Origin of the sequence: Natronorubrum halophilum (assembly GCF_003670115.1) — an archaeon.
GTDB classification, from domain to species: Archaea; Halobacteriota; Halobacteria; order Halobacteriales; family Natrialbaceae; genus Natronorubrum; species Natronorubrum halophilum.
The window spans coordinates 366,614-393,008 of record NZ_QQTY01000004.1; the positions used below are offsets into that span (position 1 = coordinate 366,614).

At 66.2% G+C, this 26,395-nt stretch carries 23 protein-coding genes; 10 read left to right on the plus strand and 13 right to left on the minus strand.

The features are described 5' to 3' along the window. The first annotated feature begins 27 nt into the window (after nucleotides 1-27). A complete protein-coding gene (locus DWB23_RS17260; protein ID WP_121744018.1) occupies nucleotides 28-285 on the plus strand; it encodes a HalOD1 output domain-containing protein in 258 nt (85 codons plus the stop codon). A 24-nt stretch (nucleotides 286-309) separates the two neighbouring features. Beyond that, entirely contained in the window at nucleotides 310-1,107 is a 798-nt protein-coding gene (locus DWB23_RS17265) for a PAS domain S-box protein (RefSeq protein ID WP_121744323.1), read from the plus strand. Nucleotides 1,108-1,259: 152 nt separating this feature from the next. Here the strand turns inward: DWB23_RS17265 and DWB23_RS17270 are convergent, their stop codons facing one another. The 4 genes from DWB23_RS17270 to DWB23_RS17285 all read right to left on the minus strand — a co-directional run bounded on the left by DWB23_RS17270 (nucleotide 1,260) and on the right by DWB23_RS17285 (nucleotide 7,908). Next, on the minus strand, nucleotides 1,260-2,594 hold the full coding sequence (locus DWB23_RS17270) for an adenosylhomocysteinase (RefSeq protein WP_121744019.1): 1,335 nt from the start codon (nucleotides 2,592-2,594) through the stop codon (nucleotides 1,260-1,262). 251 nt (nucleotides 2,595-2,845) lie between these two features. Then, nucleotides 2,846-3,559: a hypothetical protein gene (locus DWB23_RS17275; RefSeq protein ID WP_121744020.1), complete on the minus strand. Its 714-nt coding sequence runs from the start codon at nucleotides 3,557-3,559 to the stop codon at nucleotides 2,846-2,848. A 143-nt stretch (nucleotides 3,560-3,702) separates the two neighbouring features. Beyond that, on the minus strand, nucleotides 3,703-5,001 hold the full coding sequence (locus DWB23_RS17280; protein ID WP_121744324.1) for an amidohydrolase: 1,299 nt from the start codon (nucleotides 4,999-5,001) through the stop codon (nucleotides 3,703-3,705). Between the two features lie 261 nt (nucleotides 5,002-5,262). After that, on the minus strand, nucleotides 5,263-7,908 hold the full coding sequence (locus DWB23_RS17285; RefSeq protein WP_121744021.1) for a heavy metal translocating P-type ATPase: 2,646 nt from the start codon (nucleotides 7,906-7,908) through the stop codon (nucleotides 5,263-5,265). 176 nt (nucleotides 7,909-8,084) lie between these two features. On the opposite strand from DWB23_RS17285, the gene DWB23_RS17290 reads away from it, so the two are divergent. Beyond that, nucleotides 8,085-10,394, plus strand: coding sequence for a heavy metal translocating P-type ATPase (locus DWB23_RS17290; protein ID WP_121744022.1), 2,310 nt, complete (start codon nucleotides 8,085-8,087; stop codon nucleotides 10,392-10,394). Between the two features lie 44 nt (nucleotides 10,395-10,438). Here the strand turns inward: DWB23_RS17290 and DWB23_RS17295 are convergent, their stop codons facing one another. Together DWB23_RS17295 and DWB23_RS17300 are read right to left on the minus strand one after the other, a co-directional pair. Continuing rightward, nucleotides 10,439-10,876, minus strand: a complete 438-nt coding sequence (locus DWB23_RS17295) for a type II toxin-antitoxin system VapC family toxin (RefSeq protein ID WP_121744023.1) — start codon at nucleotides 10,874-10,876, stop codon at nucleotides 10,439-10,441. After that, complete coding sequence (locus DWB23_RS17300; RefSeq protein ID WP_121744024.1) at nucleotides 10,873-11,220, minus strand: HTH domain-containing protein; 348 nt, start codon at nucleotides 11,218-11,220, stop codon at nucleotides 10,873-10,875. The genes DWB23_RS17295 and DWB23_RS17300 overlap by 4 nt, the downstream gene beginning before the upstream one ends. A 140-nt stretch (nucleotides 11,221-11,360) precedes the next feature. Here DWB23_RS17300 and hisG point away from each other — a divergent pair, with 140 nt between their 5' ends. Continuing rightward, the gene (hisG, locus tag DWB23_RS17305) at nucleotides 11,361-12,245 is read left to right on the plus strand and encodes an ATP phosphoribosyltransferase (protein WP_121744025.1); all 885 of its coding nucleotides are present in this window, start codon (nucleotides 11,361-11,363) and stop codon (nucleotides 12,243-12,245) included. Nucleotides 12,246-12,315: 70 nt separating this feature from the next. Here the strand turns inward: hisG and DWB23_RS17310 are convergent, their stop codons facing one another. Further along, nucleotides 12,316-12,741: a DUF7344 domain-containing protein gene (locus DWB23_RS17310; protein WP_121744026.1), complete on the minus strand. Its 426-nt coding sequence runs from the start codon at nucleotides 12,739-12,741 to the stop codon at nucleotides 12,316-12,318. 380 nt (nucleotides 12,742-13,121) lie between these two features. Then, nucleotides 13,122-13,682, minus strand: coding sequence for a TATA-box-binding protein (locus DWB23_RS17315; protein WP_007109921.1), 561 nt, complete (start codon nucleotides 13,680-13,682; stop codon nucleotides 13,122-13,124). A 205-nt stretch (nucleotides 13,683-13,887) separates the two neighbouring features. Between DWB23_RS17315 and DWB23_RS17320 the strand changes: the two genes are divergently transcribed. Further along, entirely contained in the window at nucleotides 13,888-14,979 is a 1,092-nt protein-coding gene (locus DWB23_RS17320; protein WP_121744027.1) for a TIGR01177 family methyltransferase, read from the plus strand. Here DWB23_RS17320 and DWB23_RS17325 read toward each other — a convergent pair. The 3 genes from DWB23_RS17325 to DWB23_RS17335 form a co-directional block, all read right to left on the minus strand. Continuing rightward, nucleotides 14,976-15,707: a hypothetical protein gene (locus tag DWB23_RS17325; protein WP_121744028.1), complete on the minus strand. Its 732-nt coding sequence runs from the start codon at nucleotides 15,705-15,707 to the stop codon at nucleotides 14,976-14,978. The two genes, DWB23_RS17320 and DWB23_RS17325, sit on opposite strands and share 4 nt — an antisense overlap. Nucleotides 15,708-15,826: 119 nt before the next feature. Continuing rightward, entirely contained in the window at nucleotides 15,827-17,020 is a 1,194-nt protein-coding gene (locus DWB23_RS17330; RefSeq protein WP_121744029.1) for an inorganic phosphate transporter, read from the minus strand. A 92-nt stretch (nucleotides 17,021-17,112) separates the two neighbouring features. Further along, a complete protein-coding gene (locus tag DWB23_RS17335; RefSeq protein WP_121744030.1) occupies nucleotides 17,113-17,835 on the minus strand; it encodes a DUF5828 family protein in 723 nt (240 codons plus the stop codon). Between the two features lie 348 nt (nucleotides 17,836-18,183). Here DWB23_RS17335 and upp point away from each other — a divergent pair, with 348 nt between their 5' ends. Both upp and DWB23_RS17350 read left to right on the plus strand, forming a co-directional pair. Beyond that, nucleotides 18,184-18,861, plus strand: a complete 678-nt coding sequence (gene upp, locus DWB23_RS17345) for a uracil phosphoribosyltransferase (RefSeq protein WP_121744032.1) — start codon at nucleotides 18,184-18,186, stop codon at nucleotides 18,859-18,861. A gap of 64 nt (nucleotides 18,862-18,925) precedes the next feature. Continuing rightward, on the plus strand, nucleotides 18,926-19,309 hold the full coding sequence (locus DWB23_RS17350; RefSeq protein WP_121744033.1) for a cupin domain-containing protein: 384 nt from the start codon (nucleotides 18,926-18,928) through the stop codon (nucleotides 19,307-19,309). Nucleotides 19,310-19,370: 61 nt separating this feature from the next. Here DWB23_RS17350 and DWB23_RS17355 read toward each other — a convergent pair whose 3' ends face one another. Both DWB23_RS17355 and DWB23_RS17360 read right to left on the minus strand, forming a co-directional pair. Beyond that, on the minus strand, nucleotides 19,371-19,574 hold the full coding sequence (locus tag DWB23_RS17355) for a YgaP family membrane protein (protein ID WP_121744325.1): 204 nt from the start codon (nucleotides 19,572-19,574) through the stop codon (nucleotides 19,371-19,373). 171 nt (nucleotides 19,575-19,745) lie between these two features. Further along, nucleotides 19,746-21,866, minus strand: a complete 2,121-nt coding sequence (locus DWB23_RS17360; RefSeq protein WP_121744034.1) for a S9 family peptidase — start codon at nucleotides 21,864-21,866, stop codon at nucleotides 19,746-19,748. 179 nt (nucleotides 21,867-22,045) lie between these two features. Between DWB23_RS17360 and DWB23_RS17365 the strand changes: the two genes are divergently transcribed. Genes DWB23_RS17365 through DWB23_RS17375 form a run of 3 tightly spaced genes read left to right on the plus strand, consistent with a single transcriptional unit; the run spans nucleotide 22,046 to nucleotide 26,286 of the window. Next, nucleotides 22,046-22,993 carry a TAXI family TRAP transporter solute-binding subunit gene (locus tag DWB23_RS17365; RefSeq protein ID WP_121744035.1) on the plus strand — a complete coding sequence of 316 codons (948 nt, stop codon included), beginning with the start codon at nucleotides 22,046-22,048 and terminating at the stop codon, nucleotides 22,991-22,993. Nucleotides 22,994-23,029: 36 nt separating this feature from the next. After that, a complete protein-coding gene (locus DWB23_RS17370; RefSeq protein WP_121744036.1) occupies nucleotides 23,030-23,581 on the plus strand; it encodes a DUF1850 domain-containing protein in 552 nt (183 codons plus the stop codon). Beyond that, nucleotides 23,578-26,286, plus strand: coding sequence for a TRAP transporter permease (locus DWB23_RS17375; RefSeq protein ID WP_121744037.1), 2,709 nt, complete (start codon nucleotides 23,578-23,580; stop codon nucleotides 26,284-26,286). Before DWB23_RS17370 ends, DWB23_RS17375 begins: the two co-directional genes overlap by 4 nt. Nucleotides 26,287-26,395 lie beyond the last annotated feature (109 nt).

A 26,395-nucleotide genomic window follows, 5' to 3' on the forward strand; every position in this document is an offset into this window, starting at 1 on the left:
CCCGTCGTCCGACTTGTATCAACTAACATGCCTGGGACGATGCTTGACTATCACAACGATTCGATTAGCCTCTCCGTCATCGAAGCGCTCGCCGACGCGACCGACACAGATCCCATCGACCTCGAGCCGCTGTATCACGTCGTCGATCCCGAGGCACTCGATCAACTCTTTCAGGGGAATACGACCGCAAACGCGCGGATTCAGTTCGCTTACGGCGAGCATTCGGTCGAGGTCCGGAACGACGGAACGATTCTGATCGATGACACGGTCCATGAGCGACCGTAGGTGGGACGGACCGGAGACGCGCCGATGACCAGCACTTCGATGGAGACGCACTGCCGAGAGCCGTCGCCGGTCGCCGATCGGATTACCGCCCTCGTCGTCGTCGATGACGAGCAGTACAGAGAACGGATCGAAGCGACCGTCGGCGACGACGACGGGCTTTCGATCCGGACGCGGCCGTCGGTTACGGATCCGCTGACGTGTCTCGACGATATCGACTGCCTCGTCAGCGAATACCCCGCGGCGACCGGAAACGGGGACGATCTCCTCGAGCGGGTCAGAGAGCGGGTGCCCGACCTCCCGGTCGTCTTCCTCATGGATGACCGCGAAGGGACGGCCGGAATCGTCGACACGGTCCAGAATACCCGGTGGACCGACTACGTGAGCCAACGCGCCGCGTCCGTCGCGGCCGAACGGCTCGGCCACCGGATCCGGACGCTCGTCCACCACCGCCGCCTCGACGCCCTGTCGCGGCGGTCGCTGGCCAGCATCGAACTCGCCCAGGATGCGATCGCCATCGTCGATCCCGACGGCGAATTCGGGTTCGCAAACCGCTCGTACGCGATGCAGTTCGGCTACGACCGCGACGCGCTCTTCGGAGCGCCGTGGCAAGCACTGTTCGCCGACGACAGCGTCGAGCGCCTCGAGAAGACCGCCATTCCGACCGTCGCGGACGGGTGGCGCTGGACCGGTACCTGTACCGGCCGCCGGAAATCGGGATCGACGTTTCCCGTCAGGATTCGCCTCGGCGGCCTCGAGGACGGCAGCCTGGTGTTCGTAGTGGATCAGTCGGCCGTCGGAGACGAAACCGGCGAGACGAGATAGAGGCTCGAAGAGCGCCGTTTTCGCGTTCGAATCAGGCGGTACTCCGGGAGCGATCGGCCGAGCACGTAACCAGCGCGCGCCACCGCAAGAAAACGGGAGCGAGTACGAGACTTCGTAGCCGCTATCCTTCGAGACGGGTCGGCTGAAATCGCTTACGTCCCGTGGTCCCAGCTACCCATGTAATCGCGCTGGGTGTCCGTCAGCGAGTCGAAGTCGACGTCCTCGGCCTCGAGTTTGATCTCGGCGATCTCTGTGTCGAGTTCGTCGGGGACGTCGTGGACGCCCGCGTCGTACTCGTCCCCGTTCTCGAGCATCTCGCGCACACAGACGGCCTGCACGCCGAAGCTCTGGTCCATCACTTCGACGGGGTGGCCGAGCGAGATGGGGGCGGCGAGGTTGACGAGGCGGCCCTCGGCGATGACGTTCAGCCGTCGGCCGTCGGCCATCTCGTAGGCTTCGATGCCGTCGCGAGCCTCGTAGCGGTCGACCGCGAGGTCGTCGAGCGCGTCGAGATCGATCTCGATGTCGAAGTGGCCCGCGTTGGCCAGCAGGACGCCGTCTTGCATCTCCTCGAAGTGCTCCTCGACGATGACGTCCCGGTTGCCGGTCGTCGTGAGGAAGACGTCGCCGACCTCGGCGGCCTCGGCCATCGGCATGACCTCATAGCCCTCCATGTGGGCCTCGAGGGCGCGCCGGGGCTCGACTTCGGTCACGATGACGTTCGCGTTCTGGCCCGATGCCTTCCGGGCGACGCCCTTGCCGCAGTAGCCGAAGCCGGCGATGACGACGTCCTTGCCGGCCCACGAGAGGTTCGTGGTCATGGCGATGGAGGCCAGCGAGGACTCGCCGGTGCCGTGGACGTTGTCGAAGAGGCGCTTCATCGGCGTGTCGTTGACCGCGAAGACGGGGTAGTCGAGTGCCCCGTCCGCGTCCATCGCGCGCAGGCGGTGAACGCCGGTGGTCGTCTCCTCGGCTCCGCCGACGATGCCGTCGATGAGTTCGGGGTAGTCCTCGTGGATCGCCGCGACGAGGTCCATCCCGTCGTCGACGGTGACAGTCGGTTCGTGGGCGATGACGGCCTCGATGGCGTCGTAGTACGCCTCGTCGTCGACGCCGCGTTTGGCGTAGCTGGTGATGTTCTCGTGGGCGTCGAGTGCGGCCGAGACGTCGTCGTGGGTCGAAAGCGGGTTGCAGCCCGTCACCGCGACCTCAGCGCCGCCCTCGGCGAGCGTCTCGACGAGGATCGCCGTCTTCGCTTCGACGTGCATCGCCATCCCGATGCGCTCGCCCTCGAACGGTTGATCCGCGACGAACTCCTCGCGGACGTGCTCGAGAATCGGCATGTGCTGGGTGGCCCAGTCCATCTTCCGACGCCCCTCCTCCCGTGCGGACTCGAGGTCCTGAAATTCCATTTCAGGGTTCGTCGAGCTCTGCTCGGCGGCTTCCGACAGTTGGTCGCTGATCGGCGGATACGCAGAGTCGGTCATACGATAACGGAGTGGGACGCGCGTCAAAACGCTACCGAACCGGATCCGACGGGAGCCGCGGCTCGAGGTCGATCGGTCGCGGGTTGCAGTACCGATAGCCAAAGTGATTCCGAACGGTACCCGTCCGTCTCGTTTCGATCGGTGGCGCTCGACTCGATGCGAGCGCCGCGATCGCTTCGGACGCCGGCGACGGGATCGTGCCTCTGACAACGCGGGAATCGAACCGTCGAGCGGCGTCCGTCGGTCAGTTCTCAGGGAGACGAGCCGGCGTGGGACGGCGGGCCGCCGCCGTTACCCTTCTCGTCCGACGGGTCCTGATCGTCTTTCTCGTCGGTATCCTCGTCCGGCGGTCCGGCGTGGCTCGGCGGGCCAGCGTGATCCGGCGCGTTACCCGGGTTGGTCTCGACGACGAAGGAAGCGATTTGGAGCCCCAGCGGCTCGTCGTCGGTCACGTCGTTGGTCTTGAACTCGTCGAGGAGTTGCCCGAAACTCTTCGGGTCAGCGTCCTCGACCCGCTCGAGGGTCGCCGTCGTCTCGACCGGCTCGTCGTCGACGGTCGCCTCGAACACGACGTCGACGCTCTCGTCGGTCGTCGGCGCGTCGAACGTCGCCGTGCCGTTCGCGTCCGTCGTCTCGCCGGCCGAGTAGGAGACGTTCCCGTCGACAGCTTCAGCCGTGACGGTCGTGTTCGTGACGGCCTCGCCACCGGCGGTAAGGCTCACGGTGACGGTGTTCCCGTCCTGCGTGACGGAGATCGAGGGATCGTCGACGTCGTCACCATCATCGGTTTCGTTCTCGTCGTCGGTTTCGTTGCCATCAGTGGCTTCGTTATCGTCGGGGCCTTCGATATCCTCGTCGTCGGCGATCGATGCGTCTACGGTCGCGGCCACCGCACCCGGCAACGCGAACAGCGACAGCAACACGGCGGCAGCCACGGCCGCCGCGAACAGTTCTCTGTTATTCATCCGCTCGAGACATTCGGAGATCCGTAAATAAATCCGGCCGGCAGTTCTGGGCGTTTCCGGTTCGACGAAACCGGCGGATAAACGTTTTAAGCGTTTATAATACGGTGTAAGCGTTCATATTTTCGTTCGCCCTCGCAAGCAACTTACGTCTCGGCGCGATCGACCAGCGCCTCGGCGGCCTCGCTCGCCCGCGATCGAACCGCGTCTTCGTCGAGCGTCAGCACGTCCCGATCGCGCATCAGCACTCGCCCGTCGCAGACGGTGTGGCGGACGTCCGCCGCCGCGACGGCGTAGGCGAGGTGGCTCACGAGGTCGTGACGCGGCGTCAGGTGGGGCTTCTCGAGGTCGATCACTGCGATGTCGGCGGGTGCACCCTCCTCGAGGCGGCCGGTATCCAGACCGATGGCCTCGGCGCTGCCCCGGGTCATCATCTCGACCACCGACTCGGCGGCCACCGCGCTCGCGTCGCCGGTCTCGAGTTTGCCGATCATGGCGGCGTCGCGGGCCTCGTCGAGCATCGAGAGGTCGTTGTTCGAGGCCGCGCCGTCGGTGCCGATGCCCACGGTGACTCCCGCGTCGAGCATCCGCTGAACGGGAGCCATCCCGCTGGCGAGTTTCATGTTCGACGCCGGGCAGTGGATCACGCTCGTGCCTGCCTCCGCGAGCAGGGCGATCTCGCTCTCGTCGAGGTGGACGCCGTGGGCAATGAAGTCGTCGGGCTCGAGCAGTCCCTTCTCGGCGGCGTAGGCCATCGGGCGGACGCCGTGTTCCTCGACGATCGGTGCGACCTCGTTTGTGGTCTCGTTCGCGTGATAGTGAATCGGCACGTCGAGACCGCGGGCCTGCGGGACGAACTCCTCCAAGTACTCCCCGCCGACGGTCGTCAGCGAATGGGGCATGAACGCCGTCGAGATGCGGCCGTCGGCGCGACCGTCGAGTTCCTCGGCCACGTCGAGACCCTCTCGAGCGTCGGCCCGGGCCTCCTCGTCGCTCGACGCAATGGAGATGACGCCGTGGCCGAGGCGTGCGCGGAGGCCGGCCTCCTCGACCGCGTCGGCGATTCGGGGCACCATGAAGTACATATCCGCAAACGAGGTCGTGCCGGATTTGATCATCTCGAGCAGGCCGAGTTTCGCCCCACGGTGGACGTCCTCCGGCGTCAGTTCGGCTTCCGTCGGGAAGATGTCTTCCCGAAGCCACGCGTCGAGCGCCTTGTCGTCGGCGTAGCCCCGAAGCAACGTCATCGCGACGTGACAGTGTCCGTTGACGAAGCCCGGCGTGACGAGCGAATCCGTCGCCTCGAGCGTCTCGTCAGCGTCGCCCGCGAGTTCGGTTCCGATCTCGAGGATCTCGCCGCCGTCCTGATCGACCAGTACGTCCGCGCGGGTCACCGTGATGTCGGGCAACAGCACCTGCCCGCCGGTGATCGCCAGTGTCGTCATGGATCGGCGTTTCTCCTGCGAGGGCCTTATACTGTCGAATGGAATCGATCGCCGGCCACGCTTCTCGAGGCGGCCGTCGGCCGACGGGTATCGGTCCGAACCAGCTATAGGCTCTCCGAACGGTTTCTCTCGCAACCGGCCCTCGAGCGAGAGGACGGAGCCGGAGAACGGGTCGTCCAGTACGACGGGAGCGAGTACGTCGCCGAACTCAACGCACCGCCGGAATTGCACTGACCCGGCTCGTGTCGGTGTCGCGTCCGATTACCGCCGGAGCCACTCGAGCGGCCGTAGTACCACCGGCCGGTAGTCCTCGTGGGGATCGTACGTTGCGAAAGAGAGGCTGTTGGCCATCACGCTCACGCTCGAGGCGGCCATCGCCAGCCCCGCGAGCGCGGGATTCAGGAGGCCGAGCGAGGCGATGGGGATCAATGTTGTGTTGTAGGCGAAGGCCCAGAAGAGGTTCTGGCGAACCTTCGAGATGGTCGCCTCGGAGATGCGGACGGCCTTGAGCACGTCCGCCGGATCGTCGCGCATCAGGGTCACGTCGGCGCTCTCGATGGCGATGTCGGTGCCGGAGCCGATGGCGACCCCGACCTGTGCGGTCGTCAGTGCGGGCGCGTCGTTGACGCCGTCGCCGACCATCATCACCCGCGAACCGTTGGTTCGCCCACCGCCGTCCTGAAGCGCCTCGATGTGGTCGGCCTTGTCCTCCGGCAACACCGCCGCGCGAACGTTGTCGGGATCGATCCCGACCTGTTCGGCGACCGCTCGAGCGGTGCGCTCGTTGTCGCCGGTGAGCATCACGACCTCGATGCCGCGCCGGTGGAGCGCCGCAACGGTCTCTTTGGCGCTCTCGCGGACTTCGTCGGCCACCGCGAGCACGCCGAGGAGTTCACCATCGACCGCAACCGGCATCGCCGTCTTCCCTTCGCGCTCGAGTCGCGTCAGGGGTTCCTCGGCGGGTTCGGTGTCGATACCCGCGTCCTCGAGCAGTTTTCGGCGACCGATCAGGACGCTCCCGCGGTCGGTCTCGGCGCGGATACCGTGACCCGGAACGTTCTCGAACTCGCTGACCTCGCCGACCTCGATACTGCGTTCCTCGGCTCCCTCGACGATCGCCCGCGCGATCGGGTGCTCGGAGCCGGATTCGGCCGTCGCGGCCGCCCCGAGGACGAACGACTCGAGGTCCTCCTCGCGTTCCTGCGGGTCGACGAGCGCGCCGCCGTCCGATGTCGCGTCGGCTCCGCCGTCGGTAGCCGCCCGGTCACCGACGAGTTCCACGTCCGTCAGGGTCATCTCGCCGTGGGTCAGCGTTCCCGTCTTGTCGAAGACGACCGTGTCGATGTCGCGGACCTGCTCGAGGACGTCGCCGCCCTTGAACAGCACGCCGTTGGTCGCCGAGAGCGTCGAGCCGACCATCGTCGCGGCCGGCGTCGCCAGCCCCAGCGCGCAGGGGCAGGCGATCAGCAGGGCCGAGGCGAGGACGATGACGGAGAACTCGAGGAGCGGGACGCCAGCGCCGCCGACGGCGGCCACTTCGGGGCCGCCCTCGACGAGGCCCCACAGCGGCAGCCAGTTCGCGACCGCGGCCAGTCGGTCGGGGAAGACGTACCAGAGCGTCGCCCAGATGACGGCGTTGCCGATCACCGCGGGGACGAAGTAGGCGCTCACCCTGTCGACCAGCCGCTGGATCTCGGGCTGGCGCGACTGGGCCTCCTTGACCCGGTCGACGATCTGCTGGATCGCCGTCTCGGAGCCGACTTGCGTCGCTTCCACGAGCAGGACGCCGTTCTCGTTGATCGTCGAGCCGACGACGTCGTCGCCCTCACCTTTCTCGACCGGCACCGATTCGCCCGTCAACATGGACTCGTCGACGGCACTCTGGCCGTCGACGACTACGCCGTCCGTCGGAATCCGCTCGCCCGGTCGGACCTTCATCACGTCGCCGACCGCGACGTCCTCGAGCGGGAGCCGCGTCTCCTCGCCGTCTTCGACGACCGTCGCCTCGTCCGCCTCCATCTCGAGCAGTTCGCGCAACGCGTTGCCGGCCCGGGCTTTCGACCGGATCTCGAGCCAGTTGCCGAGCGTGATGAACCAGAGGATGAAGGCGACGGCCTCGAAGTAGAGACCGGCACCGGCGATCAGTCCGAAGAGGACCGCCGCGCTGTAGACGTAGCCCGCCGAAGAACCCATCGCCACGAGCGTGTCCATGTTCGCCCGGCGATTGTGCGAGAACGCGCGATAGGCACCGGCGAGGAACTCCCGGCCCAGCGTCGCCATGAGTACCGTCGCGAGGGCGAACTCGAGCCAGCCGATCCCGATACCGGCGACGGCGTCCGGAACCGACACGAGCCCGAGCATCGCGAGCATGATCGGGACGAACGGCAGCGTCAGGATGCCGCCGCCGATCACCAGTCGGCGCTGGCGGCGAAGCGCCTTCTCGACGGCGCGCTCGCGCTGGCTCGAGCCCCGAGTATCCGCGGTCTCGCCGCGGACGGGGTCGTAACCGGCCCCCTCGATGGCCGCGTGGATCTCGCCGAGCGAGACATCGTTCGGGTTGTACCGGATCCGGGCCTCGTCCGAAGCGAAGTTCACGTCCGCGCCGATCACGCCCGGGAGGTCCGTGACCGCGTCTTCGACGGTTTCGGAACAGGTCGAACACGACATCCCCATCACCGTGATCGTCTCCGTCTCCGAGGCGGCCTCGTAGCCCGCGTCCTCGATCGCGTCGTAAATGTCGGCCAGCGAGCGTTCGTCGGGATCGTACGCGACCGTCCCCTCGTCGGTCGCGTAGTTCGCACTCGCCGACTCGACGCCCTCGAGGCCCGCTACCGCGTCCTCGACGGTCCCCGAGCAGGTCGAACAGGACATGCCGGTGATCTCGAGGTGGGCTCGTCTCGTGTTCATGTGTGGATGTAGGGGAGACACGTTCAAGCGGGTTGTGCCTTGGAAAGTGCGAATGTATCCGGCTGTGATTTTCGAAAGTAAAGTAGGTTCGATACCGTCCGACTGAGCAAGGTGTGAAAACTACGGTGTTCCGTCGCGAACTAGTCGCCGATGGCTGAGCGAGGTGAGCGGCGCTAATGACCGATTCGTACCGCGAGCATGACGATCCGTCCCACGCGAGGTCGGAGATCGACGCTCGAGACGGGAAACCGACCGACAGCTACTGTTCCTGCTGTCGGGTCTGTAACGGGTATCGCGCCGCCCCGGGTGCCGACGAGACGCCGGACGGGCGACGCGTCGAGCGCGCGGACCACGAAGCCGGCGAACGTGATCGTGGCGAGCACGATGCTTCCGGCCCCAAGAACGGCGGTGAGTCCGACGACGGCGACCGCGGCGAACACGTCGACCACACGGACCACGAGGAACTGTTCAGGAAGCGCTTTTTGGTCTGCCTCGTGCTCTCCCTGCCGGTGCTGTACTACAGCCCGATGCTTCAGGAGTGGTTCGGCTTCACCGCCGCGACGTTCCCGGGAAGCGAGTTCGTCGCGCCCGCCCTCGGCGTGGCCGTCTTCGCCTACGGCGGGGTTCCGTTCCTCCGGATGGGTGCCGTCGAGGCCAGGAACCGCGAGCCGGGAATGATGCTCCTCATCTCGCTCGCGATCACCGTCGCCTTCGGCTACAGCGTCGTCGCGGCCGTCTTCCCCATCGGCGAGCCGTTCTTCTGGGAGCTCGTGACCCTGATCGTCATCTTCCTGCTGGGCCACTGGATAGAGATGCGCAGCGTCAGGCGCGCGTCGGGCGCGCTCGACGAACTCGCGGAACTGCTGCCCGATACCGCCGAGCGGATCACAGCGGACGGGGAGACGACGGAAGTCTCCGTCGACGACCTCGAGGAGGGCGACCTCGTCCTCGTCAGACCCGGCTCGAACGTCCCCGCCGACGGCGTCGTCGAGGAGGGCGAATCGAACGTCAACGAGTCCATGGTGACCGGCGAGTCGAAGCCGGTCGGGAAGGAGCCGGGCGACGAGGTCATCGGCGGGACGACCAACCGGGATGGCAGTCTTCGCGTTCGCATCTCCGCGACCGGTGAGGAGACGACGCTGTCGGGTATCGTACGCCTCGTCGAGGAGGCCCAGGAGAGCCGCTCGAGGACGCAGGTGCTGGCCGACCGGGCCGCGGGCTGGCTGTTTTATGCGGCCATTAGCGTCGCGGCCGTGACCGCCGTCGCCTGGTCGATCGCCATCGGATTCGGACTCCCGGTCGTCGAGCGCGTCGTCACGGTACTCGTCATCGCCTGTCCGCACGCACTCGGGCTGGCGGTCCCGCTCGTGGTCGCGATCAACACCTCGATGGCGGCCCGGAACGGCATGCTCGTCCGCGACCGGATCGCCATGGAGCGAGCGCGCAACCTGGACACCGTCGTCTTCGACAAGACCGGGACGCTCACGGCGGGCGAGCAGGGCATCGTCGAGATCGCGACCGTCGAGGGCCGGGACGAGGACGACGTCCTGCGGCTCGCGGCCGCCGTGGAGGGAGATTCGGAGCACATGATCGCCCAGGCCGTCCGCGACGAAGCCGCGAATCGCGGGCTGTCCGTCCCCGACGTCCGCGGGTTCGAGGCGCTCGAGGGGCGGGGCGTCCGCGCGACGGTCGAACGCGACACCGCCCCGGCCGTAACGCCCGGCGGCGGAGACGGTGCCGACGAGACGGGCGACGCGGGCGGTCGAGACGGCCGAACCGCCTCCGTCGGCGGCCCCAACCTACTCCGGTACCTCGAGATCGAGCCCGATTCCGAACTCGAGCGCTTCGCCGACGAAGCCGGCGCTCGGGGCGAGGGCGTCGTCTACGTCTTGCACGACGAGGTCGTGGTCGGTGCAGTCGCGCTCGCGGACGTGGTCCGCGAGGAGAGTTTCGAGGCGATCGACGCGCTCCACGGGATGGGCGTCGAGGTCGCGATGTTGACCGGCGACGACGCGGACGTCGCGCACAGCGTCGCCGACGAACTCGGCATCGACACCGTCTTCGCCGAGGTGTTGCCCGAAGACAAGGACGAGAAGATCCTCGAGTTACAGGAGCGGGGCCACCTCGTCGCGATGGTCGGCGACGGCGTCAACGACGCCCCCGCACTGACTCGAGCCGACGTCGGCGTCGCCATCGGCTCCGGCACGGACGTCGCCGTCGAGTCGGCCGACGTGGTCCTCGTCGAGAACGATCCGCGCGACGTCGCCAGACTCGTCCGCCTGAGCGCGAAGAGCTACCGGAAGATGCAGGAGAATATCGTCTGGGCCGCGGGCTACAACGTGTTCGCCCTTCCGCTGGCGGCCGGCATCCTCGCCCCGATCGGGATTCTTCTCTCGCCGGCCGTCGGCGCGGTGCTCATGTCCGCGAGCACGGTGATCGTGGCGATCAACGCGCAGTTGCTCCGCCGGGCGGATCTGTCGGTGTGAGCGGTGTCCGTCGGTGCCTGCGTCAGCTCCCACTCGTCCCGCGCTCACGGCTCATCCGTGTCCTCGGGGACGAGCGTGAACTCGAGCGTCCGAAAATCGCTATCGAAAGCGAAGACGTGATCGACGTTCCGTTCACCGGCGAGGACGCTCGTCGCGTGGTCTACGAACGATATCTCCTGATCGTCGTACGCTTCGAACTGGCGGGCAGCCGCCTCGTCGGCAGAGCAAACGGTGAAGCTCTCGGACTCGCGGATAGCGCGAAGCGTCCGGGCGGCGGTACCGTGGCCGATCTTGTAGAGCAGTAAGGTCGCGAGTTCAGAGAGAACGAACCGAGACGTATAGATCGGTCGATACGCCAGATCACCGCGGCGAATCCCTTCGAAAACCCGTTTCGCGGTGTCGTGATGCCGGTCGTCTGCGTCGGCCCGAGCGTAGAACGCGCCGGTATCGACGAACAGCGGTATCGCACCTGCGCCAGTCATGCGTCACCGTACAGAACCTCGTCGACGCGCTCCGAAACGTCGCTCTCCCCGGATCGGCCCGGTTCCAGTTCCCAGAACGGATCGTTCGGGTCGACGTCTCCATCAGTCGCCGTCGGATCCGTGCGCCACCACACGACTCGTCCGGCGGTTTTCCGACTCGCGACGCGTCCGTCCTCCTCGAGAGCCCGGAGTTTCCGGCGTGCGGTCTCCCGGGAACAGTCGAGCGACTCGGCGATATCGCCCGACGTGACGACCGGACCCTCCACCGCGTCGAAAACGTCGAGAACGTCGGCCAGCGTGGTCGTATCGGTGAATCGGCCGGAATCCCCGCGGTTTCGCGACATGTACTGTCATTGTACGGGCACTCCTATGAGCCTGTTGGTGTACGCCATACGGGGTACGCCGTATGGTATACGATCCGGCGGGAGGGCGGGGGACCTCCGGATGAAAAGACAATTCCCCACCGACGCCGAACTGTTGGCAAATGCGAATCGCCGTTCCCAACAAGGGCCGCCTGCACGAGCCGACGATCGACCTCCTGGAGCGGGCGGGGCTCCACCTCGAGAACGGTGCCGACCGAAAGCTCTACGCCGACACCGTCGATCCCGATATCTCCGTCCTCTTCGCCCGCGCGGCGGACATCCCGGAGTACGTCGCCGACGGCGCGGCCGACCTCGGGATCACGGGACTCGATCAGGTCCACGAGGCCCGCGTCGACAACGTTTCCGAGCTGCTGGACCTCGAGTTCGGGCGCTGTCGACTCGTCCTCGCGGCCCCCGAAGACGGGGACCTCGAGACCGTCGAGGACATGGCCGGCAAGACCGTCGCGACCGAGTTCCCGAACATCACCGCGGACTTCTTCGCGGACACCGGCGTCGAGCCCGATATCGTCGAGGTGACGGGCGCGACGGAGCTGACGCCCCACGTCGAGATGGCCGACGCCATCGTCGACATCACGAGCACCGGGACGACGCTCAAGATGAACCGGCTGGCCGTCATCGACGACGTGCTCTCGAGTTCCGTCCGACTGTTCGGGCGCGAAGACGTCGTCGACGAGCCGAAAGTCGAGGAGGTCCGGACCGCCCTCACCTCGGTCAAGCAGGCAGAGGGCAAGCGCTATCTGATGATGAACGTCCCGAAGGCGAAACTCGACGACGTCCGGGACGTCATCCCCGGCCTCGGCGGACCGACGGTGATGGATATCGCCGAGAAGAGCGACGAGGCTCCGGGAGCGTCTCGAAGCGGTGACGGAAAGGTGGCCGTCCACGTCGTCGTCGACGAGAGCGACGTCTTCGAGACGATCACCGAGGTCAAGAAGGCGGGCGCGAGCGATATCCTGGTCACCGAGATCGAGCGACTGGTCGAGTAGGCACGGGCCGTCGCGAACGACCGTCGTATTCTACCGGTTGCTACGGCCGGGGCTCAATCGGGCAGGGGTACTACGAGCGCGACTCCAACCGAGCCGTGATCGGGCGCTCGAGGCCGTCGAATTCGAGCATCGACTCGAATACGGAGAGGGTCGCCCCGGGAGAGACCAGCCCCCGAATTCGGTCGTAGGAGAGGATGTGATGATCCTCGAGCAGCGGGAGGTGGGTTCGACACAGCGAGACGTGGACGCGCTGGCGCAGTTCGAGGAGCGGCGTCACCGACGTCGCGTCGTGTTCGTCGTCGGCGATCCGTGCGACCAGCGTGCGCATCTCGAGCGGGCCGTCCTCGACGAGCAGACAGCGGAGCACCTCGCGTCGACGATCGTTGGCCAGTATCCGACGAACCGCCGCCTGCGAGAAGGGGCCGTCGAGTTGCTCGCGACTGCTAGGAGTACGCCGGTCCAGGGCGGTCGTCAGCCGGTCTGTGTTGATCGTCATCGATAGCTGACTCTCAAATCCAGGAGGGGATAAACGAGGCCGGTCGTTCCGATAGCAATCGTCAATTCAGCCCGCTCTAGACCGTTCAATCGTCGTTGAACGATCGGTAATCCGTGAATACCGCCGGAGACCGTCCGTAATCGAACTCGGTGACTGGCCTTCGTGATCGACTCGGCCGCTTCAGCGAGCGATATCGTGGACAGGGGTCTCTGGACGTTACTGTCGGAGACGTAACGAACGCGAACGGCGAGAACGAACTGAACCGTGGGTCTAATACCCTGATAATGACTGCGGTCACGACCGCCGCGGCGGGTATCGACGCCGCTGCGGACGTCGTCACTCGAGGAGCGGTCGAAAACGGAACGGAAACGGCGGTCGCGTTACTCGAGCAGGCCGAGGTCCTCGAGACGGGAGACGATCTTGTCGACGGCGTGTTCGGCGTCGACCGGTTTCTTCCCGCCGGTAATAACCAATTTCCCGGAGCCAAAGAGCAGGGCGACGACTTCGGGTTCGTCGAGTCGGTAGACCAGTCCCGGGAACTGCTCGGGTTCGTACTCGATGTTCTCGAGGCCGAGTCCGATCGCGATCGCGTTCAGATTGAGGTTGCGGCCGAGGTCGGCCGAGGTAACGATGTTCTGGACGACGATTTCCGGATCCTCGTTGACCTGGATCTGGAGTTCACGGAGCTTATCGAAGACGATTCGAAGGCTCTCGTGGACGTCGTCGGTGCTTTTCGCGCCGGTACAGACGATCTTCCCCGAGCGGAAGATGAGTGCGGCGGATTTGGGGTTCTGGGTACGGTAGACGAGACCGGGGAACTGTTCGGGGTCGTAATCGGCCCCCTCGAGGTCCATGGCAACGCTCTGGAGATCGAGTTCCTGTCCGATGCCGGTCGACGCCACCACGTTTTCGATGTTGATGGTGTCCTTGGGATCCGTCATTAGTCGCTTAAAAAGACGTATTTAAGGTTTATAAAGCTTAGTACCGCCACCTGATATATCCGGTATATACGACGGGCGCTGACGGAGAAGATCCAGCGGATTCAGGATTGTTAGCGGCTCACAGTCGATATCAGCGGACGGTTCAACGGCGGTGGCGTACCCGAAAAGCGGTAGGCTCATGGCCGGTCCCCGGTGACGCATAGCCGTGTACCTGCTCGAGCTCGGCGGCGAGGACGACGCGTTCGCAGCCCGCGAAGCAGCCAGCGCTGCGGCCGACGTCCGGCGAATCGCTCCCGGACTCGCCACCGCGAACGCCATCGTCCCCGAGCGCGTTCGCGGACTGACCTACACGCACCGCGCGAGCGAGTTGCTCGGCCGCACCGACGCCGACCTCGCGAGCGCCGGTGCGTTGCTCGAGACCGCCCCCATCGATCGCAAGGGAAGCGTCGCCGTGCGGGCGACCGATATCCACGGCTCGAGTGGCGTCAGCACCGAGCAAGCCGAGCGTGAACTCGGCCAAATCCTGGTCGATCGGGGGTTCACGGTCGATCTCGAGGAGCCGGACCACCTGCTCCGGGCGGCGTTTTCGGCGGGACCGCTCGAGACCGGCGGCCTCACGGCCGACGCGGAGACGGGCGATCTGTTCGAGACCGTCGGAACGGACCCACGGAGCGAGCACGCGTCGGTCTGCGCACTCGGCTGGCTCGCAGCCGAGAGCGTCCGTGACTTCGGCGCTCGAGCGCCGACGGACAAACCCTTCTTCCAGCCCGGAAGCATGGATCCGCTGCTCGCTCGGGCCGTCGCGAACGTCGCCGGCGCTTGCCCCGGGGCGACGGTTCTCGATCCCATGTGTGGCACTGGCGGCGTCCTCGTCGAGGCCGGCCTCGTCGGCGCGGACGTGATCGGTACCGACGCACAGGCCAAGATGGTCGGCGGCGCTCGGAAGAATCTAGCGCACTTCCTCGAGACGGGCGACCCCTCGCCCGTCGGCGTCCCTCGCGGCGCGTGGCACGTCGGCCGCGGCGATGCGACACGGCTGCCGATCGCGGACGACGCCGTGGACGGCGTGGTCTTCGACGCCCCGTACGGCCGCCAGTCGAAGATCGAAACGCACCGACTCGAGGATCTCGTCTCGGGGGCACTCGCCGAAGCCCGGCGGGTTGCGCCGCGAGCCGTGATGGTCGCGGATCGATCGTGGGCGAGCGAGGCGCGGGATGCGGGGTGGGAACTCGAGGCCGCGTTCGAACGCCGCGTGCACCGGTCGCTGACGCGGTACGTGCTGGTACTCGAGCGTTAGGCCGACCGCTCGATGAGCGCCTGGACTTCCCGAGCGACGTTCGGCGGGACGACGAGCCGACGCGGTCCCGCGACGTACTGGCCGTCCGGCTGGGCGTACTCGAGTGTCAGAATCGTCGCGTCGCCGAACCGGCGCGTCGAGACGCCCTCGATGACATCGAGGTCGATCACCTGATCGGGATCGTAGAGGAAGAGCGTCCGTTTCTCGCGGTCGAGCGTGCCGACGGATCGCAGGAACGACGCGAGGACGAGCGCGACGAGCGCGAGCGGGAGCAACAGCGCGGCCGTCCCGGTGAACGGTCCGGCACCGAGACCGCCCAGTAACTCCCGCTGGGAGACGACTCGACCGATCGCCATCAGCGTCCCGATGACGGTTACCATCGCGAGCGTCCCGAGGGCGGCGTCCATCGCGCGCTCGAGGCCCGTCCCCGACGGCGCGGTGACGGGCAGCCGTCGGGCGAGTCGCTCGAGTCGTCGTTCGGTGTTGCTGGTAGCGGCAAACGCGAGGATCGTCACGGCGAGCGCGGCGAACAGAGCGATAATGACCGATCCGCCGCCGGCCTGGCTGGCGAGATCGTACAGTCGCCAGAAGACGATGATACCGATTGCGGCGAAGAACGTGCCGACGCCGAGCGACCACAGGAGGCGAACGGTTCGTGACGTCGAGGCGTCGCGTCGCCACTGGATCGTCTCTGAATCGGGCGAATCCACGGTCGCATCCTCGTCCATAGATGAACTCGCCACCGGTCGTGTAAAGCCTGTTCGATGTCGAACAAGGCACACGCGAGCGGACCAAAGTCAGGTGAAGATGTTCGGGGCCGCCTGCCCGGTCGAAACGTACCTCGGTATCAGAACAGCGCGAAATCGATCGCAACGAATCCGGCGTAGGAGATGATGATCGAACCGGCGAGCGAAGCGACCCACGCGAGGACGGTGTACCCCATCTTGCTGGCGCTGACGCCGCCGCCGGATCCGGCCGCGGCGTACCCGCTGCCGATGATCGCGCTGACGATGATCTCGTTGAACGAAACCGGAATGCCGTACAGCACGGCGGTCTGGGCGATCATGAACGAGGGGATCAACGCGGCGATGGACCGGCGCGGTCCGAGCGAGGAGTAGTCCTGGGAAATCGCCTTGATCATCCGCGGCGCACCGGTCCACGACCCGAGCAGGAGGCCGAAGCCCCCGCCCACGAGCAGGGCGATCAGAGGGAGTCCGACGTCGCCCGACAGCGGAATGAGCGGTCCGACCGCCAGTCCGACCTGGCTTCCGCCCGCGGAGAACGCGACCAGTCCCCCGAGGATCAACAGGAAGTGACGTTCGCCGCGTTCGGTTCCCGCGTTGAGATCGATCGCGATCCCCCCCGCCCAGAGCGCCGCGATAACGGTCGTCGCGGCGACGACACCGACGAACGACGGGCCGGGAACCCAGCCGCTCGAGGCCTGGGCGATCGACGCCCCGCCGGTACTCCCCGAACCCAGGATCGCGAACTCGAGGTTAGCGACGATCACGCCGACGAGCGCCGCGAGCCCGATGATGAGATACTCCTCCGCGAACGGTTCGCTGCGCAGGATTCGGGCGATCCCGTAGGCGAAGCCGCCGCCGGCGAACGGCGTGAGAATCCAGAGCGTGGCGATCTCGATGTACTTCGGCCACGCGGGAACGCCGCCCATCGCGAGGCCGACGCCGATCACGGCTCCGGTGACGGTGAACGCCGTCGCTATCGGATACCCCGCGAAGACGCCGATGGCGACCAGCCCGGCCGCGATTATGAGCGCGACCGTCGCCGCCATCGGCGACAGCGTCACGCCGCCGATCAGATCGGCACCGACCGCCTCGGAGACGTTCGCCCCCTGCAAGACCGCGCCGGCGAATCCGAGGATTCCGACGAGAAATCCGGCTCTCATCACCGAAATCGCGTTCGCACCGACCGCCGGGGCGAACGGCGTCGATCCGCTCGAGCCGGCACCGATCGCCCAGGCCATGAAGAGACTGGCGAGTGCGGCCACCAGAAACGTCGCGATCGTTACGAACTCAACCATCTATCCCGGCTTACCAGCTAGCCCTACAAGTGTGTGCCGACTGCGACGGCGGCTCGGAGACCGTCGTCGTGCTGTAAGAGCGTGATCGGCCATCAGTTCGTCGTCGACCTCGAGTTGTCGTCGGGCTCCGGCGGCGGTTCCGCGCCTTCGATCGCTTCGGCCGCGTCGGTATCTTTCTCGATCTCGACGTGCCAACGGTCGATCTCGTCTTCGAACTCGGCGAGTCGGTCGGAGACGGCGTCTTTGAGCCCGTCGTCGTTGACGTTGACTTCGAAGACGAACCGCTCGCCGTTGCCGCCGTTGCGCGTCGACTGCTGGATGTTCGCGCTGACGAGTTCGTTGTCGAAGTAGTACGGTGCAAGCTGGGTCATCACGTTCTGGTAGACCGTGTCCTCGACCCGTCGGACCGCCTTGCGCCCGGCGGAGTCCGCCGCCCGCGCGACGTAGTCGATCGACTCCTTCCAGTTGTCCACCGCGGCTTCGGCGTCGTCCTCCTCGAGTTGTTCGTAGGACTCCGAGAGCTTCTCGCCGGCGGTTTTGATGTCCTCGTCCGGCTCCTTGCCGGCCTTTTCGCCCTTCCCCTCCTCGATGCTGGCCTGATCGGCCGTTTTCTCGCTGACGTCGGACTCGAGGGTCTCGTGGGCTTTCGGTCGCCACTCCTCCCATTCGTCGAACGCGCGAGTGAAGCGCGCGCCGTAGTCCTCGTCAGGGTCGTGGACGCCAGCGTCTCGGAGCGCGCGTGTGATGCGCTCGCCGTGTTCGACGATGTCGCCCCAGTCACCGCGGACCTTGAATCCCGAGATACTCTCTTCCATTCGGTTGCCCCGGTCGTAGGAGATGGACGGCTATAAACTTCGTTGCTGCGCAAAAATGGCCGCATCGGAACGACGTCCGTTCGCTCACTCGGTCCGGAATATCAGTATTTCCCGTCGGTCGCTCGGTCGAACGGGTCGGCCCCGGTTCCGCGTCCCGATTCGGTCCTTCGAGCGACTCGACGCTAGCACCCGATCCGACCGACTCGAAGTCCCGAGGCAGCCCGTCGCTCAAGGCGGGACGGACGAATCGACACCGGAACGATCGGTCGGTCTCGCGACCCGTACTACTCGGACCGGTAGCCGCGCCGGACCGATAGCATGAACTATCCGGCGACAGCCCGTACAGGTATGCCGATCGAAGACCGGGATAACGCCCACCTCATCACACACGCACTGGCGAAGGACACGCTCTCGCGGATTCGTGACGTCGAAACCGAGCAGGTCAGCTTCCGCAAGGGGCTCGTGAAACTCGGCCGCATCTGTGGCTACGAGATCATCGACGGCCGGATGGAGACCGAGTACGTCGAGATCGAAACGCCCCTCGAGCCGACGATGGGCGAGCGCGTCCGCGGGCTCGACGACGTCGTGATCATCAACGTCCTGCGCGCGGCGACGCCGTTCGTGGAGGGATTACTGAAGGCGTTCCCGCGTGCGCGCCAGGGAGTCATCAGCGCGAGCCGCGACGAGGAGGCCGGCCGCAGCGAGGACGGCTCGTTTCCGATCACCGTCGACTACGTGAAACTACCCGAGATCACCGAGGAAGATACCGTGATCGTCGCGGATCCGATGCTCGCGACGGGGAGTACGATGTGTACCGTGCTCGATTACGTCATCGAGAGTTCGCCGGATCCGGAGAACCTGATCGTGCTCTCCGCGGTGTCAGCGCCGGACGGACTGCTCCGGGTCGGCGAGGAGTGCCCCGAAGCGGACCTGCTGACGGTCTCTATCGACGACCGACTCGACGACAACGGGTTCATCGTTCCGGGGCTGGGCGACGCCGGCGACCGCGCGTTCCGGACGACCTGACGGCTCGCCCGATCGACTCGGTTCGAGTCAGCGCCTTTTTGCTGATCGACGGCTAGCCACGGCTATGGACTACAGCGTCGTCGATCCCGACAAACTCGAGGCGGTCGAAGAACGCCCCTGCGATCTCCGCCGGCTGAGCGAGCCCGCCGGCGTAGAACGCGTCGCGCTCAACCGGTTTCGCGCGGAGCCGGGCGAGCAGCTGCCGCTGGCCTACCACTACCACGAACAACAGGAGGAGGCGTTCGTCGTACTCTCGGGGACGCTTCGCGTCGAGACGCCCGAGGGCGAGTTCGACGTGCCGGAGGGGTCACTGTTCGCCGCCCGGCCCGAAGCACCCCACAGAGCGTACAATCCGGCGGACGCCGAGGACGTCGTCGAAGTCATCGCGATCGGCGCGCCGCCGGTCAGCGGCGACGCCGTCCAGTACGACCCCGCGGACGAGGAGTAGACGGACGCGTCGCCGGTTCGATTTCCGCTCGAGAACGACCGCCGATTCGGACCGCGGCCTGCTACCGGTCGCCGTTACAGGTGTCGATTCCGAACAACGCGTTCATCGGACAGCGCTGGACGAGCGCGGTCGCGAAGAGATCGCTCCCGGCGACGAACGCGAGCGTCCCGACCGTTCGGTCCTGATTCCGGTAGCCGAAGACCAACAGCGCGATGGCGAGGACGACCCGAAGCGCGCGGTCGAACCCGCCGACGTTCTTGTCCATACTGAGTCGAGGGACGGGACGACCGTAGTAGTGTCCCGTTCGACCGCCGGAACCCCCTCGTTTCCAGTCGAACCGACGACAGACACCGTCTCCGCGGGGGTTATCGCCTGGCGTTCCAGACGAAACGGTCATCGCGGTGGCGGTTCCCCGGTCGATACGTGCGGTTCGCAGTTACTCCTCGGGCGCACTCGAGAGGTCGGCATCCCGTTCCCGCTCGAGCGCGGGCGGCGCGTCGCGATGGTCGGAGTAGCCGTCGAACCAGCGGACGGTGCGCTCGAGTCGGTCGACGACGTGGGCCGGTTCGCCCGAGCGGGAGAGCTCGTGGCCCTCGCGGGGGTAGCGAACGAGACGGGTGTCGACGCCGTGTTTCTTCAGCCCGAGGTAGAACAGTTCGGCGGTGTTCGCTGGCGTGCGGTAGTCCCGGTCCGAGTGCATCACGAGCGTCGGGGTGTCGACGGCGGGAACGTGAGCGGTGGGCGAGCGCTCCCAGAGGAAGTCGGATTCCTCCCACGGCGTCGTCCCGAAATCCCCTTCGACCAGTTTGAACGCGTCCGTCGAGCCGTAGAACCCGGTGAGATCGTAGACGCCGCGCTGGGAGACGGCCGCCCGGAAGCGGTCGGTGTTTCCGACCGCCCACGCGGTCATAAAGCCGCCGAAGCTCCCGCCGGTGACGAAGACCTCGTCGGGGTCGATGAAGTCGCGCTCGCAAACCGTCTCGAGGCCGGCGATGACGTCTGTCAGGGTGATTTCGCCCCAGTCGCGCTCGATCGCCATCGCGTGTTCTTCGCCGTAGCCGGTCGATCCGCGCGGGTTACACCAGAAGACGGCGTAGCCCCGCGCCGCGAGCGTTTGAAACTCGTGCCACATCGTCCCCGCCGTCGTCCAGTGGGCGTGTGGTCCGCCGTGGATCTCGACGATCAGCGGGTACGTTTCGTCGGCCGACACGTCGGCGTCGAACTCGGGCGGGGTGAGGAGCCACCCCTGAATCCGGCGCTCGCGCTCGTCTCCGGGTTCACCGTCGCCGCCGGCGTCCCCACCGGTCTCGAACCACACCTCCTCGGGCTGTCGCACCGGTCGATCCGTGAGATACTCGTCGTTGACGCGCGTCAGCCGGTGGGTTTCGTTGCCGCCGCGAGTGGTGACGAAGACGTCCCCCGGGTGGTCCCACTCGCTCTGGACGAACGCGACGGCGTTCTCGCCGACGGAAAAGTCCTCGATAGTCGCCCCGTCCCCGTAGACTCTCGTGGGCTCCGCGCTTCCGTCGCCCGGAACCGACCAGCAGACCCTCGAGCCCTCGTCCGGCGTGGTGAAGTAGAGCGCCTCGCCGTCGGGTGCCCACTCGAAGTGACAGCGGTGGCCGACGGTGCGATCGAGGGGCTCCGTCGGCGTCACCTCGTCGCCGGTTGCGCGGTCGTGAACCCGAATCTCGGTCTGGCGCATCGACGCCTTCTCCTCGGGCGCGTACTCGAATGCGACGCGGCCGTCTTCGGTCGCGTCCATGCTGCCGAGCCAGCCCGTCGTCCGCGCGAACGCTTCGGCGGCGTCCGGCCCGGCGGTCGCCCCGCGCTCGAGGTCGTGTTCGTAGATGTCGTACGCGAGCGAATCGTCGGGTTCCGGGCCGGCTTTGGCGGCGTAGTAGACCGTCTCGTCGTCGCCCCACGTGGGTGCGACGTAATCGGCGTCCCCGTCGGTGAGTCGGGTGAGCGCACCGCCCGCCGATTCGCCCCCCTCGAGCGACCCCGAGAGCGCGTCGTCGACCTCGAGAACGTAGACGTGGCTCCGCTTGCCGTCGAAATACTCGGTTCCCGCGCGGTAGATCATGCGGTCGATCACCCGCGGATCCGGCTCCTCGCGCTCGTAGTCGGGGTCGACCGCGCGGTCTCGTCCTTCCTCGCGGTCGCCCGCCGTGACCCGCTGCGTAAAGCACAGTCGGGAGCCGTCCGGACTCCACTCGAGGTCGTCGATACCGCCGATAACCGTCGTCACCCGTCGCGCTTCGCCGCCGTCGGTGGGCACGATCCACAGTTGTTGTCGGTCGGACTCGCCGCGGGTGCTGGCGAACGCGAGTCGGTCGCCGTCGGGACTCCAGCGGGGCTGGCTGTCGACGCCCTCGCTCGCGGTGAACGGCGTCGCCGCGTCGCCGCCGACGGGGACGACGTAAATCGTCGCCGCGTACGAGTCGTCATCGTCCGGCGTTCGCCGAACGAAGGCGACGCGTTCGTCGCCCGGCGAGAGCTGTGGGTCGTCGACGTGACACAGATCGTGATAGTCGGCGGCGGAAATCGGTTGCATGCATCCCGTCACCCTGTGACTACGATTATATGTTTCGGTGCAGAGAAGTTCCGATAGCGTTCCGGATAAATGAAAATCGATTATCGAATAGAGCGGTTAATAGTACATATAGTGACTGTTTTCCCGGCGTAATTTACAATCGAAAATGTATAAATAGCCCCGGTCCGAGCTATAAAGGTATGCAGTACAATATTAACAGACGGCGGTTCGTTGCGGCCGCCGGTGGGGTCGGTGTCGCTGCGCTCGCCGGTTGTTCCGGCGGCGAAAGTGGAGACGGTCTCTCGTGGCACGCGGGCGGGACTGACGGGACGTACTACCCGCTTTCGGGCGAGTTCAAGACGATCATCGAAGACAATACGGACTACTCCGTACAGGTCCAATCGACCGGTGCGAGCGTCGCGAACGTCAGCAGTCTCGACGGCGGAGACGCCGAGTTCGCGCTGATCCAGAACGACATCGCGTACTTCGCGTACAACGGAACCGGTATCGACGACCTCGAGGGCAACGAGATGGAGAGCATTCGCGGCGTCGCGACGCTGTACCCCGAGACGATTCACGTCATCACGCAGGCCGACTCGGGAATCGAGAGCCTCGAGGATCTGGCAGGGACCTCGATCAACACCGGTGCCCCCGGGAGCGGAACGCAGGTCAACGCCCTGCAGATCTTAGAGACCGCCGGTATCGAGGAGGGCGACTTCGACGAGCAAAACGCCGACTTCGGGACGGCGGCTGACCAGGTGCAAGACGGCGACGTGGAGGCGGCATTCACCGTCGGCGGCTGGCCGGTCGGCTCCATCGAGGGCCTCGCGACCAATCAGGATATCAACCTGGTCGAGATCGGAGGCGATCTCCGCGACGAAATCCTCGACGGTGCCGAGTGGTTCGCCGAGGATACCGTTCCCGGTGGAACCTACAACGGCGTCGACGAGGACGTCGAGACCGTCTCGGTTCAGGCGATGATCGCCACGCACGACGGCGTCGACGAAGAGGTCGTCGAGGAAGTGACGACCGCGATCTTCGATAACACCGGCGATATCAATACCAAGGCGGACTTTATCGACGTCGATTCGGCCCAGGAGGGGATGCCGATCGACCTGCACGCGGGCGCCCAGGCGTACTTCGAATAACGCCCGGTGACGATTCCCACACTTAGGTTACCGGCTATGAAACGATCGACCAGACGGTACGGTATCGTCGTGCTCCTCGTGGCTTTCGTCGCGACTGGAGCGCTCGTCGCGTCGGGAGCGAACGACCGCACGCTGGTCGTCACCGACGCCGACACGGGGGACCGGCTGCTCGAGGTCCCCGTCGACGAGGGCGACGAGGTGACGCTTTCGTACACGCACAGCGTCGAGAAGACTCCCGTTCAGGATATCTACGCCGTCGACGGAGCCGAACTTCGCGCGGATCGAATGGTGTTTCACTCCCACGGCGCGGGGCTGCCCTCGGACGAACCGATCGAGCGGACCGACGACGGTTTCGTCGTCGAGGGCGACGGCTCGTACGAGGAGCTCGTCGTCTCGCCCAGCCCGATCGCCGGACACGAACTCGTCGTCGACGGCGAGCGGTACGACCTGGTCGCACAGTCGGAGGGCTCCGTCGTCCTGTCCATCGACGGCACCGTCGGTGACCGCCTGACGGCCCTCCTCGAGAGTGAGTCGTCCGTCGACGATCAACACGGAAGCGACGCGCAGTCAGCGACCCTATTGCTATGAGCATAGATACGAACGACACCGACGCAGTTTCGAACGAAGAGAAAGACAAGGTACTCGAGGAAGTCGAGCGACGCCGAACGCTTCAGGGCCCCGCGGTCGTTCTCGTCTCCCTGATCGGCATCACGTTTTCGGCGTTCCAGCTGTGGATCGCCGCCCGCGGCCGCCAGATCGGCGCGACGCTACCTATGCTCGGCGAGTTCGAGATCGTCTCGCTACAACAGCTTCAGGTCAACGCGATTCACGTCACGTTCGCGCTGATACTCGCGTTCCTGTTGTTCCCGGGCAGCGAAGGCGACGGATTCGTCGCGAGGCGACTGAGTCGGATCCCGTCGGCCGTTCGCGACCGCTTCGGCACCGATCACACCCTCTCGAGGGCGACGACGCGGCTCGCAGACGGCGTCCGCTGGGCGGCCGTCGACCCCTCGCGGGATCGAATCACGCCAGTCGATGGCCTGCTGATCGTCCTGTCGCTCTGGCCCGCGTACTACATCACCACCGAGTTCGACGAGGAGATTCAGTCGATCCCGATCACCGGCCTCGAGAACGCGCGGGCGGTCCACGAGGTGTATCCGTGGCTCGAACCGGTCGCGTCGCCGCTCGTGTCGCTCGGAATTCCGCTCGATTTCTCCCTCGCGTACTTCCTCGGCGCACTCGGCATCCTGCTGGTGCTCGAGGCGACCAGACGGACGCTCGGCGTCGTCCTCATGGGGCTGGTCGCGTCGTTCATCGTCTACGCTCGGTGGGGCTACCTCATCCCGAGGAACTCGGTCGTCGGAGCGTTGTCGATTCAGCCCACCTCCTGGGACAGCATCGTCGAAAACCTCTGGTACACGGTCGAGGCGGGGGTGTTCAGCACGCCCGTCAGCGTCAGCGTGCGGTACATATACATCTTCATCCTCTTCGGCGCGTTTCTCGAGATGAGCGGTGCCGGCAAGTGGTTCATCGACCTCGCGTACGCGCTCACCGGGACCCGGAAGGGCGGACCCGCCAAAGCGAGCACCGTCTCGAGCGGCTTCATGGGGATGCTCTCGGGGTCGTCGATCGCCAACACGGTGACGACCGGGGCGTTCACGATCCCGCTGATGAAGCGTTCGGGCTACTCCCCCTCGTTCTCCGGGGCCGTCGAGGCGTCGGCCTCCTCGGGCGGCCAGATCCTTCCGCCGGTGATGGGTGCGGCCGCCTTCCTGATCATGGAGTTCACGGGAACGCCGTACCCGGACGTGATCGTGGCGGCCACCCTGCCCGCCATCGCGTTCTTCTTCGGCATGTGGGTGATGGTCCACTTCGAGGCGGTGGAAGGCGGGATCGGCGGCCTCCCGCGCTCGGAACTTCCCGACGTATCCACGGCCCTCCGCACCGGCTGGTTCTATCTGGTGCCGCTCGTCCTGCTGGTCTACTTCCTGGTCGTCGCTCGCTTCTCGGTCAACCGCTCGGGCTGGTACACGATCGTCGTCATCGTCGCACTGATCGCGGTCGTGGCCGCGTACAACGAGCGAACGCGCCTCCCGTTGCTGGGATCGATCGCCGCGCTCTACCTCGCCCAGGTCGCGGCCTTCGCGACGTACGGTACCGGTCTTGGCGACGCGATTCGAGGAGCGGCCGGCCTCGAGTCGACGACCGCGGCCTACTCGCTCGGCGGCGCGGCGACCGCGGCGGCGTCGGATCTCGGCCTGATCGCGATCCTCGTCGGCCTCGCGTTCGTCCTCGTCCAGCCGCGGGGAGACTCGCCGCTGCTCGAACTCGACGAGGCGGTCGACGACTCCGCGAGCAAAACGGCGACGATTATCGGTCGACCCGCGCTCGCTCGAAACACCGGCTACCGGTTCGGCACGTTCGTCCTGAAATCGATGGACTCCGGTGCGAAGACCGCGACGACGGTCGTCGTCGCCGTCGCCGCCGCGGGCGTCGTTCCGGGCGTCATCAGCGTCACCGGACTCGGGCCGAACCTCGCGGCGCTCATTAACACCGTTAGCGGGAACTCCGTGTTGCTCCTGCTCGGCCTGACGGGCGTCGCGTCGATCATCTTCGGGATGGGGATGCCCACCACCGCGATGTACATCATCCTGATCGCGATGCTCGGCGGCCCGATCGAGGACATCGGCGTCTGGGTGGTCGCCGCACACCTCTTCGTCCTCTACTTCGGCCTGATGGCGGACGTCACGCCGCCCGTCGCCGTCGCCGCCTTCGCCGGTGCGGGGGTCGCGAAGGCCGACGAGATCAAGACCGCGACCACCGCGTTCCTCCTCTCGCTGAACAAGATCCTCGTCCCCTTCGCCTTCATCTTCTCGCCGGGCATCGTGCTCGCGCGGGAAGTCGACGGCGAGTGGGGCCTCATCGGCTGGAGCGACGTGGCGGACGTCGGCTTCTTCCTGCCCGAGGTAGTCGTCCCCGTCGTCGGAATGTTCGTCGGAGTCTACGCACTCGGTGTCACGATCATCGGCCACCAGTACTCGGCGGTCGGCTCCGGTCGGCGCGCGCTGTACGCCGTCGCCTCGATCCTGCTGATGGTCCCAGAGATACCCCTGCTCGTCTGCGAGAACGCACTCGCGTTGGTCGGGATGTCCGTCGGCCTGACCGGCTTCTCGGTGACGTTCCCGCTGCGAGTCATCGGCTTGGCGATTCTCGTCGCGCTGTCGTATCGCAACCACTCCCGCCTGCCGAGCAAAAGCGCCGAGACGTCGACGCCCGCGGCGGGCGACGTCTGACGACGGTTCGTTCTCGATCGACCGGTTGATTTTTTAAATACGATCGGTGTGAGATGACTCGTGAGTGCGTACGGCTCAGCGTCCACTGCCGGTGAACGCGGCGGCGGCT

What these genes read in the sequence shown, in the direction of transcription:
- DWB23_RS17260 (WP_121744018.1), top strand. Translation starts at nt 28, where the DNA reads ATGCCTGGGACGATGCTTGACTATCACAACGATTCGATTAGCCTCTCC.
- upp (WP_121744032.1), top strand. Translation starts at nt 18,184, where the DNA reads ATGCCGATCGAAGACCGGGATAACGCCCACCTCATCACACACGCACTG.
- DWB23_RS17270 (WP_121744019.1), bottom strand. Translation starts at nt 2,594, where the DNA reads ATGACCGACTCTGCGTATCCGCCGATCAGCGACCAACTGTCGGAAGCC.
- DWB23_RS17360 (WP_121744034.1), bottom strand. Translation starts at nt 21,866, where the DNA reads ATGCAACCGATTTCCGCCGCCGACTATCACGATCTGTGTCACGTCGAC.
- DWB23_RS17265 (WP_121744323.1), top strand. Translation starts at nt 310, where the DNA reads ATGACCAGCACTTCGATGGAGACGCACTGCCGAGAGCCGTCGCCGGTC.
- DWB23_RS17355 (WP_121744325.1), bottom strand. Translation starts at nt 19,574, where the DNA reads ATGGACAAGAACGTCGGCGGGTTCGACCGCGCGCTTCGGGTCGTCCTC.
- DWB23_RS17375 (WP_121744037.1), top strand. Translation starts at nt 23,578, where the DNA reads ATGAGCATAGATACGAACGACACCGACGCAGTTTCGAACGAAGAGAAA.
- DWB23_RS17350 (WP_121744033.1), top strand. Translation starts at nt 18,926, where the DNA reads ATGGACTACAGCGTCGTCGATCCCGACAAACTCGAGGCGGTCGAAGAA.
- DWB23_RS17300 (WP_121744024.1), bottom strand. Translation starts at nt 11,220, where the DNA reads ATGTCGCGAAACCGCGGGGATTCCGGCCGATTCACCGATACGACCACG.
- DWB23_RS17330 (WP_121744029.1), bottom strand. Translation starts at nt 17,020, where the DNA reads ATGGTTGAGTTCGTAACGATCGCGACGTTTCTGGTGGCCGCACTCGCC.
- DWB23_RS17325 (WP_121744028.1), bottom strand. Translation starts at nt 15,707, where the DNA reads ATGGACGAGGATGCGACCGTGGATTCGCCCGATTCAGAGACGATCCAG.
- DWB23_RS17285 (WP_121744021.1), bottom strand. Translation starts at nt 7,908, where the DNA reads ATGAACACGAGACGAGCCCACCTCGAGATCACCGGCATGTCCTGTTCG.
- DWB23_RS17295 (WP_121744023.1), bottom strand. Translation starts at nt 10,876, where the DNA reads ATGACTGGCGCAGGTGCGATACCGCTGTTCGTCGATACCGGCGCGTTC.
- DWB23_RS17280 (WP_121744324.1), bottom strand. Translation starts at nt 5,001, where the DNA reads ATGACGACACTGGCGATCACCGGCGGGCAGGTGCTGTTGCCCGACATC.
- DWB23_RS17290 (WP_121744022.1), top strand. Translation starts at nt 8,085, where the DNA reads ATGACCGATTCGTACCGCGAGCATGACGATCCGTCCCACGCGAGGTCG.
- DWB23_RS17310 (WP_121744026.1), bottom strand. Translation starts at nt 12,741, where the DNA reads ATGACGATCAACACAGACCGGCTGACGACCGCCCTGGACCGGCGTACT.
- DWB23_RS17365 (WP_121744035.1), top strand. Translation starts at nt 22,046, where the DNA reads ATGCAGTACAATATTAACAGACGGCGGTTCGTTGCGGCCGCCGGTGGG.
- DWB23_RS17335 (WP_121744030.1), bottom strand. Translation starts at nt 17,835, where the DNA reads ATGGAAGAGAGTATCTCGGGATTCAAGGTCCGCGGTGACTGGGGCGAC.
- DWB23_RS17315 (WP_007109921.1), bottom strand. Translation starts at nt 13,682, where the DNA reads ATGACGGATCCCAAGGACACCATCAACATCGAAAACGTGGTGGCGTCG.
- DWB23_RS17275 (WP_121744020.1), bottom strand. Translation starts at nt 3,559, where the DNA reads ATGAATAACAGAGAACTGTTCGCGGCGGCCGTGGCTGCCGCCGTGTTG.
- DWB23_RS17370 (WP_121744036.1), top strand. Translation starts at nt 23,030, where the DNA reads ATGAAACGATCGACCAGACGGTACGGTATCGTCGTGCTCCTCGTGGCT.
- hisG (WP_121744025.1), top strand. Translation starts at nt 11,361, where the DNA reads ATGCGAATCGCCGTTCCCAACAAGGGCCGCCTGCACGAGCCGACGATC.